Here is a 21,375-nt window from a genome sequence, read left to right on the forward strand (position 1 = left end):
CTCGCGCACGGGCGGCGGCCCGGCGTCCCTCTCGGGGCGCCGGGCCGCCGTCGTGTTGTTCGTGACCGAACCGTGACCGGGCGGGTTCCGCCGCGGTCCCGGAATGCGGTGGGATGGTGTCCAGGGGGAAAACATGACGCTGCAGGACGACGACACGCCGGCTCTGGCGCAGGCCACGCGCCGCGCACCGGCGGCGGGCGCGCTCGCGCCGTCCGCGGAGGCCCTCGCGCCGCACCCCTCGGCGCCCCTCCCCGAGGTCGGACCGCCGCTCGGCGCCGGCGTGCGGCGCGCGCTGGGGCGCACGGGGATCGACGTCTTCCCCCTCGTGCTCGGCACCGCCGGGTTCCAGACCCTTCCGGATCCGCGCGAGGCCACCGCCCTGCTCGACCGGTACGCGCAGGCGGGCGGTAACGCGATCCAGGTCGCCGAGGCCGAGGGCGATCCCGCGCCCGACCTCGTGGGCGGCTGGATTCGGGGTCGCGGTCTGGACGGCGAGCTGGTCGTGGCGGCGCGCGTGAGCGCCGCGGTGGGCGCCGCGAACGACGCCGACCGCATCCTCCAGGCGGTCGAGCGCGTGATCGCGCGCCTGACGGTCTCGCGCATCGACGTCCTCGTCCTCGACCTGTCTCGGTCTGTTCCCGGCCCGGCGGCGCTCGAGGAGACCCTCGCGGTGGCCGAGCGGATCCTCCAGGCGGGCCTCGCGCGCTCGATCGGCGCGCGCGGGCTGGCCGGCCCCGGCCTCATCGAGGCGCGGGTGCTCGCATCGGCCGGCTATCCGCGCATCGACGTCGTCGACGTCGCGTATGGGCTGGGGGCGCGCGCCCCGTTCGAGGAGACCGTCGCCCCCATCGCCCTGCCGCAGAAGGTCGCGGCGGTGACCTCGCTCGCGGTCCCGCGCGGGCTGCTCGAGGCCCCCGCCCGCGCGCGCGGTGTGCGCCGCGTCGTCGGTGGACGCAGCCGCCTCCGGCGGGCGCTCGACGCGGCCGCGGTCGAGGCTGGCACGACCGCCGCCGGCGTCGCCCTCGCCTGGGCGCTCGCGCAGCCCGGCGTGGCCGCGGCCGCCGTCGACGTCGTGGTGCCGCGCCACGTCGACGAACTCGCCGCAGCCCTCGCGGTCGATCTGAACCGGGCACAGGTGTCGCGGCTCGATCGCGCGGCCGCGCGATAGGCTGGAGGGGCAAGGGAGCGTATTCGTACCGCGCCCATGCCCTTTTCGACATCGACGAAGCGAACGGCTGTGACGCACTACATCTACCTTGTCCGCCACGGCGAGCATCAGCACGCAGAGCACGGGCTCGAGGATGGTCCGCTCTCCCCGCGCGGCGTGCGGCAGGCGGCGCTCCTGGCCGATCGCCTGTCGGGGATCCCGCTCGACGCCGTGTGGCACTCGCCCCTCGTGCGCGCTGCCGAGACGGCGCGGATCCTCGCCGAACGGATGCCCGCCATCGACCCGCAGCCCCACGCGCTCCTGTTCGACTGCGTGCCGACGGGGATGACGGAGGAGACGCCCGCGGTCTTCGAGCCGTTTTTCGGCGGGATCAGCGAGGCCGAGATCGAGGCCGGGACAGCGCAGATGGCCGACGCGGTCGGGGAGTTCCTCGTGCGCAAGCCGGGCGACGTGCACGAGCTCATCATCACGCACAACGCGGTCATCGCCTGGTTCGTGCGCGAGGTTCTCGGTGCCGCGGAGTGGCGCTGGATGACCCTCAACCAGGCGAACTGCGGGCTGACCGTCCTCGCGCAGAAGCAGGGCCGCCCCTGGAGCCTCGTGAGCCACAACGACGCGGCGCACCTGCCGTTCGAGCTGCGCACGGGCCTGCCGGAGGCGCCGCCCGTGTGAGCGCGGCGGGATCCGTAGGATGGGTGTCATGACTCTCGTGGCACTCGTCGGCGGATCCGGCAAGCTCGGCAGGATCATTCGCGACGTCGTCGCCAAGGAGCCGGGGTTCGAGCTCCACGCGGTGCTCGGATCCGCGAGCGCGATGAGCGAGCTGGACGGCGCCGACCTCGTCATCGACGCCACCCACCCCGAGGTCAGCGAGCGCGTCGTGCGCGCCGCGACCGAGCGGGGGATGGACCTCCTCGTCGCCACGAGCGGTTGGTCGGCCGAGCGCGTCGCTGCCGTTCGACCCCTGATCGAGGCCGCCGGCACGCGCGCGGTGTTCATCCCGAACTTCTCGCTGGGATCCGTGATCGGATCCGCGATCGCCGCCGCCGCGGCCCCCTTCTTCGAGTTCGCGGAGATCGTCGAGGCGCATCGCGACACGAAGGTCGACTCGCCGAGCGGGACCGCCGTGCGCACCGCGGAGCTGATCGCCGCGCGTCGCGAGGGACCCGTGTCCGCCCCGCACGTCGACCAGCGCGCGCGGGGCCAGCAGGTCGCCTCGGTCCCCGTGCACTCCCTGCGGCGGCCCGGCGTGATCGCGCAGCAGCAGGCGATCCTCTCCGGGCCCGGCGAGACGCTGACGATCGTCCACGACACCTCCGACCCCGCCGCGGCGTACGCCCCGGGGATCCGGCTCGCGCTCGCGGCCTCCCGCGGGGCACGCGGCGTGCTTGTCGGCCTCGAGAACTTCCTCGACATCGGCCTCGGCGCGGCCGGATCGAGCGCGCCGGGAGTCGGCCTCGACGAGGGCGGCGTCACCGGTCAGGTCGGCCGCGCCACGAGCGCCTGAGCGTGACGACCCGCATCGGGGTGGCCGTGATGGCCGCCGTCTTCGCCCTCTACATCTGGCTGCTCGGCGGTCGCGCGGTAGCGCTGATCGGCGCGGGCCTGGACGAATCCGAGCCCGTCGCGCTCGTGATGGGCATCGCGATTTTCGTGTTCCCTGTGCTGGGCGCCTGGGCGCTTGGCCGCGAGCTGCTGTTCGGCTGGCGGGCGGACCGGCTCGCGGGGCGCCTCGCGAGCGAGGGCGCGCTGCCGGACGACGAGGTGCGCCTCACCCCGTCGGGGCGCGTCGTGCGCCAGGACGCCGACCAGGCCTTCCCCGCCTATCGCCGCGCCGTGGAGGACGCTCCGGACGATTGGCGCGCGTGGTTCCGCCTGAGCGTCGCGTACAGCGCGGCGGGCGATACGCGGCGCGCCCGCCAGGCGGCGCGCACCGCGATCCGGCTCGAGCGCGGCGCCTGAGACGACGGGAGGGCGCCGCCTGGCGTGGTGCCCGGCGACGCCCTCCGGCGTTCGACGATCCCGCGTCAGTCGAGGGTCGCCTCGATCGTGATGTCGATGCCCGCGAGCGCCTGCGAGATCGGGCAGCCCGCCTTCGCGGCCTCCGCGATCTCCTCGAACTTCTCCTCCGTCAGGCCCGGCACGCGGGCGGCGACGTTGAGGTGGCTTCCCGTCACGCCCGTGCCGGGCACGAACGTCACGGACGCGGTCGTGCGCACCTTCTCGGCGGGCGTTCCCGCCTCCGCGAGCGCGTTCGACAGCGCCATGTTGAAGCAGGACGAGTGCGCGGCGGCGATGAGCTCCTCGGGCGTCGTCGTCGACTCCGCGCCCTCGCTGCGCGCCTTCCAGTTCACCGGGAACGTGCCGATGCCCGAGGCGGGCGTGACGGATCCGGATCCCTCGAAGAGCGTTCCGGACCAGGTGGCGGTGGCTTCGCTGGTGACAGACATGGTGTGACTCCTCCGTGTTGGTGAGCGGGTCGCGGCCAGCCTAGCGATCCGGCGTGCGTGGGGGAACGGTGCAGCCCGTGCGGCGCGCCGCGGCCGTCCTCAGCCCGCGGCCGTACCCTGGGGACATGGCCGACACGATCCCCACGCCCTACGAGGACCTGCTGCGCGACGTCCTCGCGAACGGAACGCACAAGTCCGATCGCACGGGCACGGGGACGACGAGCGCGTTCGGCCGGCAGATCCGCTTCGACCTCCAGGCGGGCTTTCCGCTCATCACGACGAAGCGGGTCCACTTTCGCTCCGTGGCGCTCGAGCTGCTGTGGTTCCTCCGGGGAGACTCGAACGTCCGCTGGCTGCAGGAGCGCGGGGTGACAATCTGGGACGAGTGGGCGGACGAGAACGGCGACCTCGGGCCGGTGTACGGCGTGCAGTGGCGCTCGTGGCCGACGCCCGACGGCGGGCACATCGACCAGATCGCCCAGGTGATCGACCAGATTCGCGCGACCCCCGACTCGCGCCGCCTGATGGTGACGGCCTGGAACCCCGCGGAGGTGCCGGACATGGCCCTCCCGCCCTGCCACGCGATGTTCCAGTTCTATGTCGCGGACGGCCGGCTCAGCTGCCAGCTCTACCAGCGCAGCGCGGACCTCTTCCTGGGCGTGCCGTTCAACATCGCGAGCTACGCGATGCTCACGATGATGATCGCGCAGCAGACGGGGCTGGAGCCGGGCGAGTTCGTGTGGACGGGCGGGGACTGCCACATCTACGACAACCACCGCGAGCAGGTCGCCGAGCAGCTCTCGCGGGAGCCGTTCCCGTACCCGCGGCTGGAGATTCGTCGCGCGGCGGACATCTTCTCGTACGCGTACGAGGACTTCGTGGTCCACGACTACGCGCATCACCCGGCCATCCGCGGCGCCGTGGCGGTCTGAGCCATGCCCCTGCGCGCGATCTGGGCCCAGGCGCGGGGCGGCGTCCTCGGCGCCGACGGCGGCATGCCGTGGCACGTGCCGGAGGACCTCGCGTACTTCCAGCGGGCGACGATGGGCGCGCCCGTCGTCATGGGGCGGCGCACCTGGCAGTCGTTCCCCGACAGGTTCCGTCCGCTCCCGGGCCGCGCGAACATCGTCGTCACCCGCGACGCGACCTTCGCGGCGCCGGGCGGCGAGACGGCGCCGTCGCTCGAGGCCGCGCTCGAGCGCGCGGCGACGCTCGCCGCCGACGCATGGGTCATCGGCGGCGGGCAGATCTACGCGCGCGCCATGGATCTCGTCGACGAGCTGTGGGTGACGGAGATCGACCTGGACGCCGAAGGCGACACGACCGCGCCCGCGATCGGGCCGGCGTGGCGCGTCGCCTCGCGCGACCCGGCAGCGGGCGGGTGGCACACCAGCCGCACGGGCGTGCGGTATCGCTTCGTGGTGTACGAGAGGGCGAGCGAGCCCCGCTGAGGCCCGCCCGCCCGCCGGCTCAGGTTCCGAGCGTCAGCTCGACCGTGACGTACGCGTGCGCGGGGAGGTCGACGACGAGCCCGCGCTTGTGAGCGCGCACCCCGGCGTGCGCGACGGGCGCGACGGCGTCGGGTGCGTCCGGCGTGTTGTGCGCGGCCGTCGTCGCTCCCGTGAGGATGCGCGCCTCGAACCCCGCGACGGCGCGGCCCCGCAGGTCCAGGACGACGGATCGATCCGCGGCCTCGTCGAGGTTCGAGAGCGACACGAGCGCGGTGTTCCCGGTCGTCGACGCGGAGGCCGACAGCAGCGGAAGCTCGCGCCCGTCCGCGGTCATGACCTCGGCCCCGACCACGTGCGCGTCGAGGCGCCGGGCGTCGTGGTGCCCGCGGTTCATGGCGAACACGTGGAACGTCGGGGTCTTCACGAGCGCGCCCGTGTCTGGATCCGTGAGGAGCATCGCCTGCAGCACGTTGACGGTCTGCGCAATGTTCGCCATCACGAGGCGGTCGGCGTGGCGGTGGAAGGCGTCGAAGTGCACGCTTGCGACGAGCGCGTCCCGCATGGTGTTCTGCTGGTACAGGAACCCGGGGTTTGTGCCGGGCTCGACGTCCCACCACGTCCCCCACTCGTCGAGCACGAGGCCGACGCGGCGGGCGGGGTCGTAGCGGTCCATGACGGTCGAGTGGCGCGTGAGGAGCTCCTCGATCCGGAAGGCCCGGGAGAGCGTGCGGTACCACTCCTCCGAGGTGAAGTCCGTCGCGGACCCCTTCGCCTGCCATTCGCCGGACATCGTGTAGTAGTGCAGCGACACCGCCTGGAACGGGCCGACGTCGCCGTCGCCGCAGGAGACGCAGCCCAGGGCGCGCATGAGCGCGTCCGTCCAGGCGTAGTCGTCGACGTTCGCGCCCGCCGCGATCCGGTACACGCGGTTGTCCCCGTGGTCGCGGACGTACGTCGCGTACTGGCGCGCGAGGTCGGCATATGCCTCGGCGCGCATGTTCCCGCCGCAGCCCCAGGCCTCGTTGCCGATCCCGAAGAACGGCACGCGCCACGGCTCGTCGCGCCCGTTTGCCCGCCGGAGGGCGGCCATGGGGGAGTCATCCGCGCGGGTGAGGTACTCGATCCAGTCGCTCATCTCGCGCACGGTCCCGGATCCGACATTGCCGTTGACGTACGGATCCGCCCCCAAGAGCTCGCACAGGTGAAGGAACTCGTGCGTGCCGAAGGAGTTGTCCTCGACGACGTCGCCCCAGTGCGAGTTGACCATGCGGGGGCGCTCGGCGCGCGGGCCCACGCCGTCGCGCCAGTGGTACTCGTCGGCGAAGCACCCGCCGGGCCACCGGAGGTTGGGGATCCCGAGCTCGCGGAGGGCGTCGACAACGTCGAGCCTGATGCCGCCCTCGTTCGGGATCTCGGAGTCCTCCCCGACGAAGAACCCGCCGTAGATGCACCGACCGAGGTGCTCCGCGAAGTGGCCGTACAGGTGGCGGCTGATGGTGGCGCCGGGCAGGTCGAGGTCGATGACGACGCGCGGGTCGGACATGGGGTTCCTTTCGTCGGGGTGTGATGTAACGATAAAGCACACGCCCGCGCGGCGGAACCCCGGCGCGTACGCTGGATCGGGAGAGGGGACGGCGATGGTCACGATGCAGGATGTCGCCCGCGCGGCGGGCGTGTCGGCGATGACGGTGTCGAACGTCCTGGCCGGCCGCGGGCGCGTGAGCGACGCCACGCGGCGCACCGTCCTGGCGGAGGTCGAGCGTCTGGGGTACGAGGTCGATCTCTCCGCGCGCCGGCTCCGGGCGGGCCGCACGGGCGCGATCGCGCTCGTCGTGCCGTTCTACGACCACGTGTTCTACGGGGAGTTCGCGGCGGACGCGGCCCGCGCCGCGGCGGCCGCCGGGCTGCACCTCGTCGTGGAGCAGACGGGCGCCACGCGCGAGGGCGAGCTCCGCGCGCTGTCCACGGCCCGCCTGCGCACGTACGACGGCGTGCTGCTCAGCCCCATCGGGCTGTCGGACGCCGATCTCGACCGCCTGCACACGCGCGTGCCCGTCGTGCTCCTCGGCGAGCGGCCCTCCCATCCGCGGTTCGATCACGTGGCGATGCCGAACGTCGACGGCGCGTGCCTGGCGACGGCGCGCCTCATTGAGGGCGGGGCGCGCCGCGTCGCGATCTGTGGGGGCGACCCGGGCGGATCCGACACCATGCCGGCCCTGCGCGCCGAGGGCTGGCGCCTCGCGCACGAGCGCGCGGGCCTCGCGGCGGATCCGCGGCTGGCGCTGGACGCGGGCGACCACACGGCCGCGGGCGCTCGCGCGGGCGTCGCGCGCGCCCTCGGGCGGGGCGCGGAGGTCGACGCGATCTTCGCCGTCACCGATCAGGTGGCAATCGGGGCCGTCGCCGGCCTGGCGGACGCGGGGCTCGCGGCCGGCGCGGACGTCGAGGTGATCGGGTTCGACAACCTCCGGATCGCGCGGGAGGTGGCGGGCGGCATCTCGACGATCGACCCCGGATCCGCGTGGATCGCCGAGCGCGCCGTCGCGCTCCTCCGTGCGCGGATCGACGGATCCACGGCCCCGCCCGCCCACCTCACGAGCTCGGCGACGCTCGTCGAGCGCGCCACGACGAGGGATCGGGCGCGGACACAGGGGCGCACGCGATAACCTGAGGGGTATGACGCACCCCGCCAATCCGTTCGGTCAGGTCCTCGTCGCGCTCATCACCCCGATGACCGCCGACGGCGAAGTCGACTGGGACGCGACGGAGAAGCACATCGACGACGTCATTACCTCGGGCGCCGACGGCATCGTCGTGACCGGGACGACGGGGGAGACCTCGACGCTCACGGACGCCGAGAAGCTGCGCCTCGTGGAGGTCGGCAAGAGCGTCTCGGCCGGCCGCGCGAAGATCATCACCGGCGGCGGGTCGAACGAGACGGCCCACGCGATCGACCTCTACGACAAGAGCGCGAAGGCGGGCGCCGACGGCATCATGGTCGTCACGCCGTATTACAACAAGCCCACGCAGGCGGGGATCCTCACGCACTTCCGGCTCATCGCGGACTCGACCGAGCTCCCGGTCCTCCTGTACGACATCCCGGGCCGCACCGGGGTCCCGATTCGCTACGAGACGCTCCTGCGCCTCGCGAAGCACCCCAACATCCTCGGCGTGAAGGACGCCAAGGGCGACTTCAGCGAGGTGAGCCGGGTGCTGAACCAGACCGACCTGCTGTATTTCTCGGGCGACGATGCGAACGCGTTGCCCCACATGTCCATTGGCGCCTCGGGCCTGATCGGCGTCACGGCGAACATCGCCGCCGGCCCCTACCGAACCATCGTCGACGCGGTCAACCGCGGCGACCTCGCAACCGCCACCGAACAGCACAAGAAGCTCGAACCGCTCGTGCGCGCCGTCATGACGCACGTGCCGGGAACGGTCTCCGCGAAGTACATCCTCCACGGCCTCGGCCGCATCTCGAGCCCCCGCGTGCGTCTCCCGCTCGTGGGGCCCGAGGAGTGGGAGGCCGCCCTCATCGAGGACGAGCTCGCCGTCGTGGCGGGCGTGGACGGCGTCGACTTCTCGAACTTCCGCCCCGACCGCAACGCGGCCGCGGGCGGCGCGCTGCCGAAGGTGCCTGGCACCACCCGGTGACGACCACCCCTGCGCCCCCGGCGCGGAAAGGCACAATGTCCACTCCCGTTTTCGATCCGCCCGCTCTCAAGCCCGGCACCCTCCGCGTCACGCCCCTCGGCGGGCTCGGCGAGGTCGGCCGCAACATGGCGATGTACGAGTTCGACGGCAAGATCCTCATCGTCGACTGCGGCGTGCTGTTCCCCGAGGAGCACCAGCCGGGCGTCGACCTCATCCTTCCCGACATGGAGCCCCTGCGCGGCCGCCTCGGCGACGTCGTGGGCCTCGTGCTGACGCACGGGCACGAGGATCACATCGGCGCCGTGCCGTACCTGCTGCGCATGCGCCAGGACATCCCGCTGTACGGATCCAAGCTCACGCTCGCGCTGACGGCGGCGAAGCTCAAGGAGCACCGGATCACGCCCGTGGCGCACGTTGTGCGCGAGGGCGAGCGCCGCACGGTCGGGTCCTTCGACCTCGAGTTCGTCGCCGTCAACCACTCCATCCCCGACGCCCTCGCGGTCGCGATCCGCACCGAGGCGGGCCTGGCGCTCCACACGGGCGACTTCAAGATGGACCAGCTCCCGCTGGACGGTCGCCTGACCGACCTGCGCGCGTTCGCGCGCCTCGGCGAGGAGGGAGTCGACCTCTTCCTGCCCGACTCGACCAACGCCGAGGTTCCCGGCTTCACGCCGACCGAGCGCCAGATCGGCCCCGTGATCGACCAGGTGATGTCGAAGACCACGGGCCGCGTCATCGTGGCGAGCTTCTCGAGCCACGTGCACCGCGTGCAGCAGGTCATCGACGCGGCGCACGCGAACGGGCGTCGGGTCGCGTTGCTCGGGCGCTCGATGGTCCGGAACATGACCATCGCGCAGCAGCTGGGCTACCTCGACGTGCCCGAGGGCACGCTCGTCGACTACAAGAAGTCCGGCGACATCCCCGACTCGCAGATCGTCTATATGTCGACGGGATCCCAGGGCGAGCCCATGGCCGTCCTCAGCCGGATGGCGAACCTCGACCACGCGATCGAGCCGGGCGAGGGCGACACCGTCATCCTCGCGTCCAGCCTGATCCCGGGCAACGAGAACGCCGTCTACCGCGTGATCGACGGGCTCACGAAGCTCGGCGCGCACGTCGTGCACAAGGCGAATGCCAAGGTGCACGTCTCGGGCCACGCCGCCGCCGGGGAGCTGCTGTACTGCTACAACATCCTGCAGCCGAAGAACGTCCTGCCCGTCCACGGCGAGTACCGGCACCTCATGGCGAACGCGACGATCGCGCGTGACGCGGGCGTCCCGGAGGCGGCGACCTTCATCGCCGAGAACGGCACCTCGATCGACCTGAAGGACGGCGAGGCGTGGGTGTCGGGCCAGCTCGACCTCGGGTTCGTCTACGTCGATGGGTCCACCGTCGGCGCGATCACCGACGCCGACCTCAAGGACCGCCGCGTGCTGGGCGAGGAGGGCTTCGTCTCCGTCATCGTCGTCGTCGACGCGAAGACCGGAAAGATCATCACGGGTCCCGAGATCCACGCGCGCGGGATCGCGGAGGACGACAAGGTGTTCGACAAGGTCAAGCCGAAGATCGTCAAGGCCCTGGAGGACGCGGCGCAGAAGGGCGTGCGCGACAACCACGCGCTGTCCCAGGTCGTGCGCCGCACGATCGGGCGGTGGGTGAGCCAGTCGCTGCGCCGTCGCCCCATGATCGTGCCGCTCGTCATCGAGGCCTGATCGCCACGGCCCCCGTCCGATCGGACGGGGGCCGTGCGCGTCCTCCGCGGGATTGTCGGGGGCCGGGCGTACCGTGGATCCCATGGCACGCCAGTCGACCGCGCCCCAGAAGTCCGCGCAGAAGGATCGCGGCGCCTCCTCCCGGGGGGCGTCTCGGCGTTCCGCGCCCGCGCCGCGCGGGCACATCGACGACCCGGAGCGCCCCGCCGTGCCGGTCCGGGCCTGGAACGGCCTGGCGCGCGCCGTCGGGGGCCTGTTCCGCGCGTTCGGGTCCGAGGGCCTCGACCGCAACGACCGCCGGGATGGCTTTCCGCTTCTCCTCGTGCTGCTCGCCGTCGCGGGCGCCGTCGTCGAGTGGTTCTTTATCGGGACCCCCGCGGCCGAGGCCATTAGCGCCTTTACCTTCGGGGGGCTCATCGGCCGCACGGCCTTCGTGTTCCCCGTGCTGCTGCTGTTCCTGGCGGGCTGGCTCTTCCGCCATCCCTCCTCCGTCCACGACAACGGGCGCGTCGGCATCGGCTTCGCGCTGTTCACCGTGTCGGTGGCGGGCATCTGCCACCTCGCGATCGACCCCGAGAGTCGACCGGCACCGGCCGACGGGATGCCCGCGCTGAGCGGATCCGGCGGTCTGTTCGGCTGGATGATCGGAGAGCCGCTCGCGCTCGTGATCACGCCGATCGGCGGGTACATCGTCCTCGGTGCCGTGATCGCGCTCAGCCTCCTCATCATCACGAAGACCCCGCCGAACCGCATCGGCCGGCGCCTGGGCGACCTGTACGCGTGGATGTTCGATGCCGAGCGCCCCGCCGACCGCGACTCGTCCGGCGACGATGCCCCGACCGAGCTTCTCGAAGACGCCCCGTCGCGCGGCAAGCGCGGGCGGAAGAAGAAGGGCGAGCAGGAGCTCTTCGACGGCGCCGACGAGCTGCCGTGGTGGCGCCGCAACGCGTCCGGGCGCGAGGAGGACGCCGACGCCGTCACCGACCCGCAGGAGCTGACCGAGCTGCTCGGCGCGCAGACCGACGGCGGCTACGACCAGGCGGTCGTGACGAGCGAGACGGATCCGGCGGAGGCCGCGACCGAGGTCTTGAACGATCCGGCGCTCGAGTCGCTTCGCTCCGCGTCGCACGAGGACGCGCACCTCGGCCTCCTGGGCGACGACGACGCCGAGGACGACGAGCTCGGCGGCATCTCGGGCTTCGGCACCGAGGGGCCGGGGGCCCGCGGGCCCCAGCCGCCCGAGGCGCCCTACTCGCTGCCGTCCCCCGCGGCGCTCGCGGCCGGCCCGCCCGCGGTCGTGAGCTCCGAGGCGAACGACCGCATGGTCGCGCAAATCGAGAGCGTCTTCGAGCAGTTCAAGGTCAACGCCTCCGTCACGGGGTTCTCCCGCGGACCGACCGTGACGCAGTACGAGGTCGAGGTGGGCCCGGGCGTCAAGGTCGAGAAGATCACGCAGCTCTCGAGCAACATCTCGTACGCCGTCGCGTCGAACGACGTGCGCATCCTCGCCCCCATCCCGGGCAAGAGCGCCATCGGCATCGAGATCCCCAACGTCGACCGCGAGACCGTCGCCCTGGGCGACGTCCTGCGCTCGCCCGCCGCGCAGCGTTCGACCCACCCGCTCACGATCGGCGTCGGCAAGGACGTCTCGGGCGGGTTCGTCGTGGCGAACCTTGCGAAGATGCCCCACCTGCTCGTCGCCGGATCCACGGGATCCGGAAAGTCGAGCTTCGTGAACTCGATGATCACGAGCCTGCTCATGCGCGCGAAGCCGAGCGAGGTGCGCATGGTGCTCGTGGACCCGAAGCGCGTCGAGCTGACGAGCTACGCGGGCGTGCCGCACCTCATCACGCCCATCATCACGAACCCCAAGAAGGCGGCCGAGGCGCTGCAGTGGGTCGTGAAGGAGATGGACATGCGGTACGACGACCTGGCGTCGTTCGGATTCCGCCACATCGACGACTTCAACCGCGCCGTCGTCGCGGGCGAGGTCGAGCTCCCGCCGGGTTCCGAGCGGGTGCTCAAGCCGTACCCCTACCTGCTCGTGGTCGTCGACGAGCTCGCCGACCTCATGATGGTCGCGCCGCGCGATGTCGAGGACTCCATCGTGCGCATCACGCAGCTCGCACGCGCCTCCGGCATTCACCTCGTGCTCGCGACCCAGCGACCGTCGGTCGACGTCGTGACCGGCCTCATTAAGGCCAACGTCCCGTCCCGCCTCGCGTTCGCGGTCACGAGCGTCACGGACTCGCGCGTGATCCTGGACGGCGCGGGCGCGGACAAGCTCATCGGGCAGGGCGACGCGCTGTTCTCCCCGATGGGGTCCTCCAAGCCCTTCCGCCTGCAGGGCGCCTGGGTCACCGAGGACGAGATCGACGCGGTCGTGAAGCACGTCACGGGCCAGGCGCGGCCCGAGTATCGCTCCGACGTCGCCGAGGCGATGGAGGCTCCCAAGAAGGAGATCGACGAGGACATCGGGGACGACCTCGAGGTCCTGCTCGCGGCGGCCGAACTGATCGTGTCGAGCCAGTTCGGCTCGACCTCCATGCTGCAACGCAAGCTCCGCGTCGGGTTCGCCAAGGCCGGACGCCTCATGGACCTCCTCGAGTCGCGCGAGATTGTCGGGCCCTCCGAAGGGTCGAAGGCGCGCGACGTCCTCGTCACGCCCGAGCAGCTCCCGGGCGTCCTCGCGAAACTGAGGGGCGAGGATCCGCCCGCGCCGGCGCCCGCGGCGGCGGACGCACCTGCGCCCGCCGCCGCGGCGGCCGACGACGACCGCTACGCGGAGGACCCGATCGAGGCGCAGTTCGACGGCGTCCCGACCGTCGACGCGTCCGAGAGCGAAGACGCGTGGGGCCTCACGGGGCGCGACGACTGACGCGCCTGCCAGACTGATCCCATGGCCATCCACCCGCAGCTCCCGAACGCCATCACGGTGGCGCGGATCCCGCTCGCCGTCGTCTTCTTTGTGCTCCTCCTGCTCGGCGGCCCGGACGGAGGTCACAGTCTGGCGCTGCGGTGGACCGCCGGGGTCCTGTTCGTCGTCGCGATCTCGACCGACTGGATCGACGGATACCTCGCACGGCGCTTCGAGATCGTGAGCGACTTCGGCAAGCTGTGGGATCCGATCGCCGACAAGCTCCTGACGGGATCCGCCTTCGTCGGCCTGGCGATCCTCGGCGAGGCGCCATGGTGGATCGTCGCGGTCATCCTCGTGCGTGAGTGGGGCATCACGGTCCATCGACTCGTCGTCGCCAGCACCCACGTCGTTGCCGCGGCCTGGATGGGGAAGATCAAGACCGCGGCCCAGGGCATCGTCCTCTCCTGGGCCCTCCTGCCGCTCGGCGAGTTCGTCGGCCGTGGGCCATGGGAGCTCGTCACGGCGATCGGGCTGTGGATCGTCCTGGTCCTTACGGTCGCGAGCGGCATCGACTACGTTGCCGCGCAGGTCCGCGGGGCGCGTCGGGCGTGAGCGCGGCGCGCGAGGTGCTGGGCGCGCTCGGCGCGCGCGGCTGGTCCATCGCCACCGCCGAGTCGCTGACGGGCGGCCTCGTGTGCGCGGCACTGGTCGACGTCCCCGGGGCCTCCGCGCACGTGCGCGGCGGCATCGTCGCCTACGACACGCGCGTGAAGCGCGACGCGCTCGGCGTCGACGCGGGCCTGCTCGCGGGCCGCGGCGCGGTCGATCCGGACGTGGCGGTCGCGATGGCGCGCGGCGCCCGCAGCGCCTTCGCGGTCGACGGCTCCCGGTGCGACGTCGGCGTCTCGACGACCGGGGTCGCCGGTCCCGACGCGTCCGAGGGGAAGCCCGCGGGGACGGTCTTCGTCGCGGTCGTGACGCCCGAGCGCGAGAGCGTGCGCGCGCTCGCGCTGCCCGGCGACCGGGCCGCCGTGCGCGGTGCGACGGTCCACGCCGCGCTCGAGCTCGCCCTCTCCGCGATCGTCCCGCCCGGGAATAGCGGCGGCGCGGCCGACGTTTCCCCTGCGTAACCGTTTGTCGATGTCGAGCCGTTCCCTCGCCCGAGGGCGTAGCCTGGTCATGATGACCTGTTAGGGTGCATTACCCACGACACTCGGCTCGCGAACGACTAAAGGAGGGGCCGCCATGATCCTGGTTCGACAAGAGATCGGCGACGTGCTTCGCGACTACCGCCAGCAGAAGGGCCAGACTCTCCGCCAGGTGGCGAGCAAGGCCAGCGTCGCGCTCGGGTACCTCAGCGAGGTCGAGCGCGGGCAGAAGGAGGTCTCGAGCGAGATCCTCGCCGCGGTGACCGAGGCGCTCGAGGTGCCGATGTCGGCGGTCATGCGCCGCGTCGGCGACCGGCTCGCCGTGCTGGAGGGCATCGACTCGACCTTCCCGGACGTCGTGCCGGACGACCTGGTCGCCGAGGTCGAGCCCGAGCTGTCGCTGCGGTGACCTTCCCCGCATGAGGCGGAGCGAGTTTCTCCGCGCGGTCGACGACCATTTCGGCGCGCGCGCCTCCTGGATCCTCGCGGATCTCACGCTGCCGGCGATCGGCCGCACCGCGGCCGACGCGCTCGACGAGGGCGTGCCGCCGCGCGATATCTGGCGCGCTCTGTGCGACGAGATGGACCTCCCCGCCCAGGCGCGGTACGGCGCGGGTCTGCGCGCGCCCCGCGACGCGTAGCCGCGCGATGTTCGACACGCCGGACGCACGGTGACGTCGGTGTTCGAATATTCGTCCACTCCGGCGTAGGCTCGTTCCCAACGTGACGCGTTGCGCATTCGTGCACATGCGGCGGGGTACCGGGCACGAATGTCGGTGGCCCTCCGTAGCGTGAGGGATGGCGAGACACGTCACGCGCCCTGTCGAAGAGCCCGTCCCACAGAGGCGGGCCGCGACAGCCTATGGGCGGCGGTTCACGAGCGATGAAGGAGTTCATCATGGCAGCAGCGGCAGATCGCGAGAAGGTCCTCGAGACCGCCCTCGCGCAGATCGACCGGCAGTTCGGTAAGGGCACGGTCATGCGTCTCGGTGGCGAGGAGCGCGCTCCCGTCGAGGTCATTCCCACGGGTTCCATCGCGCTCGACGTCGCGCTCGGCATCGGCGGGCTCCCGCGCGGCCGCGTCGTGGAGATCTACGGGCCGGAGTCGTCGGGTAAGACCACGCTCACGCTGCACGCGATCGCGAACGCGCAGGCGGCCGGCGGTATCGCGGCGTTCGTCGACGCGGAGCACGCGCTCGACCCGGAGTATGCGCGCAAGCTCGGCGTCGACATCGACTCGCTGCTCGTGTCCCAGCCCGACACGGGCGAGCAGGCGCTCGAGATCGCCGACATGCTCATCCGGTCGGGGGCGATCGACCTGGTCGTCATCGACTCCGTCGCGGCGCTCGTTCCTCGGGCCGAGATCGAGGGCGAGATGGGCGACTCGCACGTGGGCCTGCAGGCGCGTCTTATGTCGCAGGCGCTTCGCAAGATTACGGGCGGCCTGAGCCAGACGAAGACCACGGCGATCTTCATCAACCAGCTTCGCGAGAAGGTGGGCGTGTTCTTCGGGTCGCCGGAGACGACGGCGGGTGGTAAGGCGCTGAAGTTCTACGCGTCCGTTCGCCTCGACATCCGTCGCATCGAGACGATGAAGGACGGCACGGAGGCGGTGGGAAACCGCACGCGCGTGAAGGTCGTCAAGAACAAGATGGCGCCGCCGTTCAAGCAGGCCGAGTTCGACATCCTGTACGGCACGGGGATCTCGCGCGAGGGGTCGCTCATCGACTTCGGCGTGGATCACGGGATCGTCAAGAAGTCGGGCTCGTGGTACACCTACGACGGCGATCAGCTCGGGCAGGGCAAGGAGAACGCCCGCCGCTTCCTCATCGAGCACACCGACGTGGCGCTCGAGATCGAGAACAAGATCAAGGTCAAGCTCGGTCTTCTCGCGGATCCGAACGCGGACGCGGAGGCGCCGGTCGACGACATCGCGTCGCGTCGCTCGGCCTGAGGGGCATCGTGACGCGGGAATCCGAGAGCGAGCGGCTGGCGCCGGTCGTCCCGCTCTTCGGCGGCGCGGCGCCAGCCGTGCCGCCGAAGGCCGAGACGGCCGATAGCGCTGATGCCGACGCGGTCGCCGCGGGGTGGCACACCACGTGGCGCGAGGAGGTCCGCGCGTCCGAGCGCGCGGACCTCGACGCCGGAGAAGACGCTGAGGCGATCGACCGCGCCGAGCGCCGACTTTCTCGGTCCATCGCGACGCGGTCGATCTCCGAGCGCGAGGCGCGCGACCGGCTCCGCCGAGACGGGGTGTCCGGCGCCGCCGTCGATGACATCATCGATCGCCTCGTGCGTGCGGGGGCGATCGACGACGGCCGCGTCGCCGAGGAGGCCGTGCACGCGGCCCTGACGCGCAAGAATCAGGGGCGCCGGGCGGTGCGGCAGGCGCTGACCAAGCGCGGCCTGGCGCGGGAGGCCATCGACGCGGCGCTCGCCGAAATGCCCGACGACGACGCGGAACGCGCGCTCGAATTCGCGCGCGGCAAGGCCGCGTCGCTCGTCCGCCACGACCACGACACCGCGCTTCGACGCCTCGTCGGGCAGCTGGGCCGCCGGGGGTACGGCGGCGCGCTCGCCCTGTCGGTGGCGAATCAGGCGCTCGACGAGGCGCGGCGCGGCACGGGCGGGGTGCGGTTCACGTAGGGCCCGCTCCCATCCCCTTCCCGCACAGAAAACGTAGAATGGGGCGGTGATGACCACCCCCTCCAGCGCCCCGACCCTCATCGCGCCCTCTCCCGCGGCACTCGACGACGCCGGCAGGCCGCGCTCGTACGAGGTGCGCACCTTCGGGTGCCAGATGAACGTGCACGACTCGGAGCGCCTCTCGGGCTCCCTCGAGAGCGCCGGATACGTCAAGGCGGCGGATGGCGAGGAGGCCGACGTCGTCATCATCAACACCTGCGCGGTGCGCGAGAACGCGGCCGGCAAGCTCTACGGGACGCTCGGGCACCTGAAGTCGAAGAAGGACCAGCGGGCGGGGATGCAGATCGCCGTCGGCGGCTGCCTCGCGCAGATGGACCAGGAGGCCGTGGTCGACAAGGCGCCGTGGGTCGACGTCGTGTTCGGGACGCACAACATGGGGTCGCTCCCGCAGCTCCTCGAGCGCTCGCGGCACAACGGCGAGGCCGAGCTGGAGATCCTCGAGGCGCTCGAGGTGTTCCCCTCGACGCTGCCGACCAAGCGCGACTCGTCGTACTCGGGCTGGGTGTCCATCTCGGTCGGGTGCAACAACACCTGTACCTTCTGCATCGTCCCGAGCCTTCGCGGCAAGGAAAAGGATCGCCGGCCGGGCGACATTCTGGAGGAGATTCGCCTCCTGACCGAGGACGGCGCGATCGAGGTCACCCTCCTCGGGCAGAACGTCAACACCTACGGCGTCGAGTTCGGCGACCGGCAGGCGTTCGGAAAGCTGCTCCGGGCCTGCGGCGAGATCCCCGGGCTCGAGCGCGTTCGCTTCACGAGCCCGCACCCCGCGGCGTTCACGGACGACGTGATCGACGCGATGGCCGAGACGCCCAACGTCATGCCGCAGCTGCACATGCCGCTCCAGTCGGGCAGCGACAAGGTCCTGAAGGACATGCGCCGCTCTTACCGATCGAAGAAGTTCCTCGGCATCCTGGATCGCGTGCGCGAGCGGATCCCGCACGCGGCCATCACGACCGACATCATCGTCGGCTTCCCCGGCGAGACGGACGAGGACTTCGAGGACACCCTGCGGGTGGTCGAGGCGGCCCGCTTCTCGAGCGCCTTCACCTTCCAGTACTCGATCCGCGAGGGCACGCCCGCCGCCACGATGCCGAACCAGGTGCCGAAGGAGGTCGTGCAGGAGCGTTACGACCGGCTGATCGCCCTGCAGCAGCGCATCACGCTCGAGGAGAACGAGAAGCAGCTCGGCCGGACGATCGAGGTGCTCGTCTCGACGGGCGAGGGCAAGAAGGACGCCGCGACGCACCGCCTCACGGGCCGCGCGGAGGACAACCGCCTCGTGCACTTCGAGCTGCCGGAGGGGTCGGAGGTCCCGCGCCCCGGCGACGTGGTCACCGTCACCGTGACCCACGCGGCGCCGTCCCACCTCCTCGCGGACAGCACCGACGGACAGCCGCTGCGGATCCGCCGCACGCGCGCGGGCGACGCGCACGATCGCGCGCAGGCCGCCTCCTGCGCCGTCCCCGCTCCGGGCGGCGTGGCCGGCGGGGCCGTGAGTCTCGGACTTCCGACGATCCGCGTCGGCTCGTGACGCGCCTCCCCGGCGACATCGGCCGAGAGGCGTCGCCGGGGCTCTGGGCCGTCGTCGGTGCGACGGGCACGGGCAAGAGCGAGCTCGCGCTCGACCTCGCGGGGCGCCTCGGCGACGCCGAGATCGTCGGCGCCGACGCGATGCAGCTGTATCGCGGTATGGACATCGGCACCGCGAAGGTTCCGGATTCCGAGCGGCGGGGGATCCCGCACCACATGCTCGACGTGTGGGAGGTCACGGAGGAGGCCGCGGTCGCGCGGTATCAGGCCGAGGCGCGCGAGGCGATCGCGGGCATCCTCGGCCGGGGGCGACACGCGATCCTCGTCGGAGGATCCGGTCTCTACGTCTCGAGCGTGCTCTTCGACTTCGCGTTTCCGCCCCGCGACCCCGCGCTACGGGAGCGGATCGAGGCGCGCCTCGCCGACGAGGGCGCGGGCGCGCTGTACGCCGACCTCGCCGCGCGCGCGCCGGAGACGGCGGCGCGCATCGACCCCCGCAACACGCGCCGCCTCGTGCGCGCGCTCGAGGTCGTCGAGCAGGGCGCGGCGGGGCACGGCGCCGCGCTGCCGGACACACCCCGCCCCTGGCGCGCGGCGACCGTCCTCGGCCTCCGCGCCCCGCGCCCCGAGCTGACGGAGCGTCTCGACCGCCGCGTCGAGCGGATGTGGGAAGACGGGATGCTCGAGGAGACCGAGCGCCTCCGTCTCGCGGGGCTCGAGGATGGGGTCACCGCGAGCCGCGCGATCGGCTACGCGCAGGCGCTCGCGCAGCTTGCCGGACGGATGACCCGGGCGGAGGCGATCGCCGAGACCCAGGCGCTCACGCGGCGGTACGCGCGCCGGCAGGTGAGCTGGTTCCGGCGCTACGAGGGCGTGCGCTGGATCGACGCCTGACGACGCCGGATCCGGCCGGGTCCGTAGACTGATCCCATGCCCGAGATCCCCTTCACCAAAGGCCACGGCACCGGCAACGACTTCGTGATCATCGCCGACCCCGACGGTGAGCTCGACCTCACGCCCGATCAGGTGGCCGCGCTCTGCGATCGGCGATTCGGGATCGGCGCGGACGGCCTCCTGCGGGTCGTCCGCTCCGCGGCGCTCGACGCGGGGGCTGCGGTGCTCGCGGAGGAGCCCGCGGCGGAGTGGTTCATGGACTACCGCAACTCCGACGGTTCGATCGCGGAGATGTGCGGCAACGGCGTGCGGGTGTTCGCCCGCTATCTCCTCGACACCGGCCTCGCCGCGATCGAGGCGGGATCGACGCTCCCTGTCGGCACCCGCGCCGGCGTGAAGGACGTGATGCGATCCGAGACGGGGTACCAGGTGGATCTCGGGCGCTGGCGCACGGACGGGGAGGATCCGCTCGTGCGCGCGAAGGGCCTCGATGTGGCGCGCCCCGGCATGCACGTGGACCTCGGCAATCCCCACGTCGTCGTGGCGGTGGCCAGCGAGGAGGAGCTCGAGGGGATTGACCTCACCGTCATGCCCGTGATCGAGCCCGCCCCTCCCGCCGGCGCCAACGTCGAGTTCGTCGTGCCGAGCGATCCGCTCGTGAAGGACGGCGTCGGGCGGATCCGCATGCGCGTCTTCGAGCGCGGGGTGGGGGAGACCCTCTCCTGCGGCACCGGCACCGTGGCGGCGGCGCTCGCCGTCCGTTCGTGGGCGGGCGCGGCCGCGCCCGACTCCTGGCGCGTCGAGGTCCCGGGCGGGGTGCTTGGCGTCCGGATGTTCCCTTCCCAGGACGGCGAGCGCGTCGCGCTCTCGGGCCCCGCGACCCTCGTGTACTCGGGCACCGTCACCCTCGCCTGATCGCGCCGCGCCACCCGGCGTCATCCTGCGCCGCGGATTCCAACACAACGCAGTCAATTTTTCGGCGCACGGCCCCGGATCCGCGGAAGCCGGCGAGCCGGTCGTCGTATTGAGTGCGTTGTGTTGCGCTGGGGGTGTCAGGCGAGCGCGAGGGCGGCGGCGAGGGCGATCATGAGCACGGCGACGGCCGCGTCGAGCACCCGCCACGAGCGCGGCGAGCGCATGAAGCGCGCGGCGTAGCGCGAGGCAAACACGACGAACGCGAACCAGATGGCGCTGCCGAGCACGGCGCCGGCGCCGAACGCCCACCGTGCGTCGCCGTAGGTCGTCGAGATCGAGCCCAGCATGACGACGGTGTCGAGGTAGGTGTGCGGGTTCAGCCAGGTGATCGCGAGGCACGTGAGGACGGCGGGGAGCGTGGCCGAACGCACGGCCGCCGGCCGCGTGAGCGTCGCGGTGCCGCCGGACCCGGGCGTCGTCGCGGGAGCGTGATCCTGCGTCCCGGGCGTGGCCGGGACGACCACGGCACCGGCGGATCCGCGGAGCGCGCGCCAGGCGGCGAGCGCGCCGTACCCCGCGAGGAAAGTCACGCCCGCCCATCGGGCCGCGTCGAAGATCCACGGCACGCTCGTCACGAGGGCGCCGAACCCGCCGACGCCCGCCGCGATCAGCACGACGTCGCTGGCGAGGCACGCGAGCGCGAGCGCGATCGCGTGGCGCCGCCCGGATCCCGCGTGACGGATCCCCTCGCGGAGCAGGAACACGTTCTGCGCGCCCGGCGCCACGATGAGCGAGAGGCACAGTGCGAGGCCGGCGAGCAGAGCGGTGAGCATGTCCCCATCGTCCGGCCGCTCGTGCGAAGATCAAAAGCAGATGTGGATGTT

Annotated in this window: 22 protein-coding genes; 19 read left to right on the forward strand and 3 right to left on the reverse strand. The window is 72.1% G+C overall.

All coding sequences use genetic code 11. The features are described from left to right. Nucleotides 1-133 precede the first annotated feature (133 nt). The 4 genes from G8E01_RS04490 (at nucleotide 134) to G8E01_RS04505 (ending at nucleotide 3,130) form a co-directional block, all read left to right on the forward strand. The gene (locus G8E01_RS04490) at nucleotides 134-1,168 is read left to right on the forward strand and encodes an aldo/keto reductase (protein WP_166316451.1); all 1,035 of its coding nucleotides are present in this window, start codon (nucleotides 134-136) and stop codon (nucleotides 1,166-1,168) included. Nucleotides 1,169-1,237: 69 nt separating this feature from the next. Then, a complete protein-coding gene (locus G8E01_RS04495) occupies nucleotides 1,238-1,840 on the forward strand; it encodes a histidine phosphatase family protein (RefSeq protein WP_166316454.1) in 603 nt (200 codons plus the stop codon). 28 nt (nucleotides 1,841-1,868) lie between these two features. Beyond that, the gene (gene dapB / locus G8E01_RS04500) at nucleotides 1,869-2,675 is read left to right on the forward strand and encodes a 4-hydroxy-tetrahydrodipicolinate reductase (RefSeq protein WP_166316457.1); all 807 of its coding nucleotides are present in this window, start codon (nucleotides 1,869-1,871) and stop codon (nucleotides 2,673-2,675) included. A 2-nt stretch (nucleotides 2,676-2,677) separates the two neighbouring features. Further along, nucleotides 2,678-3,130 carry a tetratricopeptide repeat protein gene (locus tag G8E01_RS04505; RefSeq protein ID WP_166316460.1) on the forward strand — a complete coding sequence of 151 codons (453 nt, stop codon included), beginning with the start codon at nucleotides 2,678-2,680 and terminating at the stop codon, nucleotides 3,128-3,130. Between the two features lie 65 nt (nucleotides 3,131-3,195). Here G8E01_RS04505 and G8E01_RS04510 read toward each other — a convergent pair whose 3' ends face one another. Continuing rightward, nucleotides 3,196-3,618: an OsmC family peroxiredoxin gene (locus G8E01_RS04510; RefSeq protein WP_166316463.1), complete on the reverse strand. Its 423-nt coding sequence runs from the start codon at nucleotides 3,616-3,618 to the stop codon at nucleotides 3,196-3,198. A gap of 125 nt (nucleotides 3,619-3,743) precedes the next feature. Between G8E01_RS04510 and G8E01_RS04515 the strand changes: the two genes are divergently transcribed. Together G8E01_RS04515 and G8E01_RS04520 are read left to right on the forward strand one after the other, a co-directional pair. Then, the gene (locus G8E01_RS04515; protein ID WP_166316466.1) at nucleotides 3,744-4,550 is read left to right on the forward strand and encodes a thymidylate synthase; all 807 of its coding nucleotides are present in this window, start codon (nucleotides 3,744-3,746) and stop codon (nucleotides 4,548-4,550) included. Between the two features lie 3 nt (nucleotides 4,551-4,553). Next, nucleotides 4,554-5,069, forward strand: a complete 516-nt coding sequence (locus G8E01_RS04520; protein WP_166316469.1) for a dihydrofolate reductase — start codon at nucleotides 4,554-4,556, stop codon at nucleotides 5,067-5,069. 19 nt (nucleotides 5,070-5,088) lie between these two features. Here G8E01_RS04520 and G8E01_RS04525 read toward each other — a convergent pair whose 3' ends face one another. Then, complete coding sequence (locus tag G8E01_RS04525) at nucleotides 5,089-6,612, reverse strand: alpha-N-arabinofuranosidase (protein ID WP_166316472.1); 1,524 nt, start codon at nucleotides 6,610-6,612, stop codon at nucleotides 5,089-5,091. Between the two features lie 94 nt (nucleotides 6,613-6,706). Here G8E01_RS04525 and G8E01_RS04530 point away from each other — a divergent pair, with 94 nt between their 5' ends. The 13 genes from G8E01_RS04530 (at nucleotide 6,707) to dapF (ending at nucleotide 20,491) form a co-directional block, all read left to right on the forward strand. Next, nucleotides 6,707-7,735: a LacI family DNA-binding transcriptional regulator gene (locus G8E01_RS04530; protein ID WP_166316475.1), complete on the forward strand. Its 1,029-nt coding sequence runs from the start codon at nucleotides 6,707-6,709 to the stop codon at nucleotides 7,733-7,735. 10 nt (nucleotides 7,736-7,745) lie between these two features. Further along, nucleotides 7,746-8,723, forward strand: coding sequence for a 4-hydroxy-tetrahydrodipicolinate synthase (gene dapA, locus G8E01_RS04535; protein WP_155047792.1), 978 nt, complete (start codon nucleotides 7,746-7,748; stop codon nucleotides 8,721-8,723). 35 nt (nucleotides 8,724-8,758) lie between these two features. Further along, a complete protein-coding gene (locus tag G8E01_RS04540; protein ID WP_166316478.1) occupies nucleotides 8,759-10,435 on the forward strand; it encodes a ribonuclease J in 1,677 nt (558 codons plus the stop codon). Between the two features lie 82 nt (nucleotides 10,436-10,517). Then, complete coding sequence (locus G8E01_RS04545) at nucleotides 10,518-13,313, forward strand: FtsK/SpoIIIE family DNA translocase (protein ID WP_166316481.1); 2,796 nt, start codon at nucleotides 10,518-10,520, stop codon at nucleotides 13,311-13,313. Between the two features lie 21 nt (nucleotides 13,314-13,334). After that, a complete protein-coding gene (gene pgsA / locus G8E01_RS04550; protein WP_166316484.1) occupies nucleotides 13,335-13,907 on the forward strand; it encodes a CDP-diacylglycerol--glycerol-3-phosphate 3-phosphatidyltransferase in 573 nt (190 codons plus the stop codon). Then, on the forward strand, nucleotides 13,904-14,425 hold the full coding sequence (locus G8E01_RS04555; protein WP_166316487.1) for a nicotinamide-nucleotide amidohydrolase family protein: 522 nt from the start codon (nucleotides 13,904-13,906) through the stop codon (nucleotides 14,423-14,425). The genes pgsA and G8E01_RS04555 overlap by 4 nt, the downstream gene beginning before the upstream one ends. 115 nt (nucleotides 14,426-14,540) lie before the next feature. Then, nucleotides 14,541-14,852 (forward strand): helix-turn-helix domain-containing protein, encoded by a 312-nt coding sequence (locus tag G8E01_RS04560; protein ID WP_155047796.1) that lies wholly within the window; start codon nucleotides 14,541-14,543, stop codon nucleotides 14,850-14,852. Nucleotides 14,853-14,862: 10 nt separating this feature from the next. Beyond that, complete coding sequence (locus tag G8E01_RS04565; protein ID WP_155047797.1) at nucleotides 14,863-15,084, forward strand: DUF3046 domain-containing protein; 222 nt, start codon at nucleotides 14,863-14,865, stop codon at nucleotides 15,082-15,084. A 257-nt stretch (nucleotides 15,085-15,341) separates the two neighbouring features. Further along, on the forward strand, nucleotides 15,342-16,397 hold the full coding sequence (recA, locus tag G8E01_RS04570; protein ID WP_166316490.1) for a recombinase RecA: 1,056 nt from the start codon (nucleotides 15,342-15,344) through the stop codon (nucleotides 16,395-16,397). An 8-nt stretch (nucleotides 16,398-16,405) separates the two neighbouring features. Beyond that, the gene (locus tag G8E01_RS04575; RefSeq protein ID WP_166316493.1) at nucleotides 16,406-17,089 is read left to right on the forward strand and encodes a RecX family transcriptional regulator; all 684 of its coding nucleotides are present in this window, start codon (nucleotides 16,406-16,408) and stop codon (nucleotides 17,087-17,089) included. A gap of 49 nt (nucleotides 17,090-17,138) precedes the next feature. Beyond that, on the forward strand, nucleotides 17,139-18,683 hold the full coding sequence (gene miaB, locus G8E01_RS04580; protein WP_166316496.1) for a tRNA (N6-isopentenyl adenosine(37)-C2)-methylthiotransferase MiaB: 1,545 nt from the start codon (nucleotides 17,139-17,141) through the stop codon (nucleotides 18,681-18,683). After that, nucleotides 18,680-19,576, forward strand: coding sequence for a tRNA (adenosine(37)-N6)-dimethylallyltransferase MiaA (gene miaA, locus G8E01_RS04585; protein WP_338100741.1), 897 nt, complete (start codon nucleotides 18,680-18,682; stop codon nucleotides 19,574-19,576). The genes miaB and miaA overlap by 4 nt, the downstream gene beginning before the upstream one ends. 36 nt (nucleotides 19,577-19,612) lie before the next feature. After that, on the forward strand, nucleotides 19,613-20,491 hold the full coding sequence (gene dapF / locus G8E01_RS04590; RefSeq protein WP_166316499.1) for a diaminopimelate epimerase: 879 nt from the start codon (nucleotides 19,613-19,615) through the stop codon (nucleotides 20,489-20,491). Nucleotides 20,492-20,628: 137 nt separating this feature from the next. On the opposite strand, the gene G8E01_RS04595 is transcribed toward dapF, so the two are convergent. Continuing rightward, nucleotides 20,629-21,324, reverse strand: a complete 696-nt coding sequence (locus G8E01_RS04595) for a LysE/ArgO family amino acid transporter (protein ID WP_166316502.1) — start codon at nucleotides 21,322-21,324, stop codon at nucleotides 20,629-20,631. Between the last annotated feature and the right edge of the window lie 51 nt (nucleotides 21,325-21,375).

The sequence above is a fragment of the Microbacterium excoecariae genome (assembly GCF_011326725.1).
Classification (GTDB): Bacteria; Actinomycetota; Actinomycetes; order Actinomycetales; family Microbacteriaceae; genus Microbacterium; species Microbacterium excoecariae.

Coding starts and splice junctions, on each gene's coding strand:
- G8E01_RS04490 (WP_166316451.1), top strand. CDS start 134: ATGACGCTGCAGGACGACGACACGCCGGCTCTGGCGCAGGCCACGCGC.
- dapB (WP_166316457.1), top strand. CDS start 1,869: ATGACTCTCGTGGCACTCGTCGGCGGATCCGGCAAGCTCGGCAGGATC.
- G8E01_RS04510 (WP_166316463.1), bottom strand. CDS start 3,618: ATGTCTGTCACCAGCGAAGCCACCGCCACCTGGTCCGGAACGCTCTTC.
- G8E01_RS04515 (WP_166316466.1), top strand. CDS start 3,744: ATGGCCGACACGATCCCCACGCCCTACGAGGACCTGCTGCGCGACGTC.
- G8E01_RS04520 (WP_166316469.1), top strand. CDS start 4,554: ATGCCCCTGCGCGCGATCTGGGCCCAGGCGCGGGGCGGCGTCCTCGGC.
- G8E01_RS04525 (WP_166316472.1), bottom strand. CDS start 6,612: ATGTCCGACCCGCGCGTCGTCATCGACCTCGACCTGCCCGGCGCCACC.
- G8E01_RS04530 (WP_166316475.1), top strand. CDS start 6,707: ATGGTCACGATGCAGGATGTCGCCCGCGCGGCGGGCGTGTCGGCGATG.
- dapA (WP_155047792.1), top strand. CDS start 7,746: ATGACGCACCCCGCCAATCCGTTCGGTCAGGTCCTCGTCGCGCTCATC.
- G8E01_RS04540 (WP_166316478.1), top strand. CDS start 8,759: ATGTCCACTCCCGTTTTCGATCCGCCCGCTCTCAAGCCCGGCACCCTC.
- G8E01_RS04545 (WP_166316481.1), top strand. CDS start 10,518: ATGGCACGCCAGTCGACCGCGCCCCAGAAGTCCGCGCAGAAGGATCGC.
- pgsA (WP_166316484.1), top strand. CDS start 13,335: ATGGCCATCCACCCGCAGCTCCCGAACGCCATCACGGTGGCGCGGATC.
- G8E01_RS04560 (WP_155047796.1), top strand. CDS start 14,541: ATGATCCTGGTTCGACAAGAGATCGGCGACGTGCTTCGCGACTACCGC.
- G8E01_RS04565 (WP_155047797.1), top strand. CDS start 14,863: ATGAGGCGGAGCGAGTTTCTCCGCGCGGTCGACGACCATTTCGGCGCG.
- recA (WP_166316490.1), top strand. CDS start 15,342: ATGGCAGCAGCGGCAGATCGCGAGAAGGTCCTCGAGACCGCCCTCGCG.
- miaB (WP_166316496.1), top strand. CDS start 17,139: ATGACCACCCCCTCCAGCGCCCCGACCCTCATCGCGCCCTCTCCCGCG.
- dapF (WP_166316499.1), top strand. CDS start 19,613: ATGCCCGAGATCCCCTTCACCAAAGGCCACGGCACCGGCAACGACTTC.
- G8E01_RS04595 (WP_166316502.1), bottom strand. CDS start 21,324: ATGCTCACCGCTCTGCTCGCCGGCCTCGCACTGTGCCTCTCGCTCATC.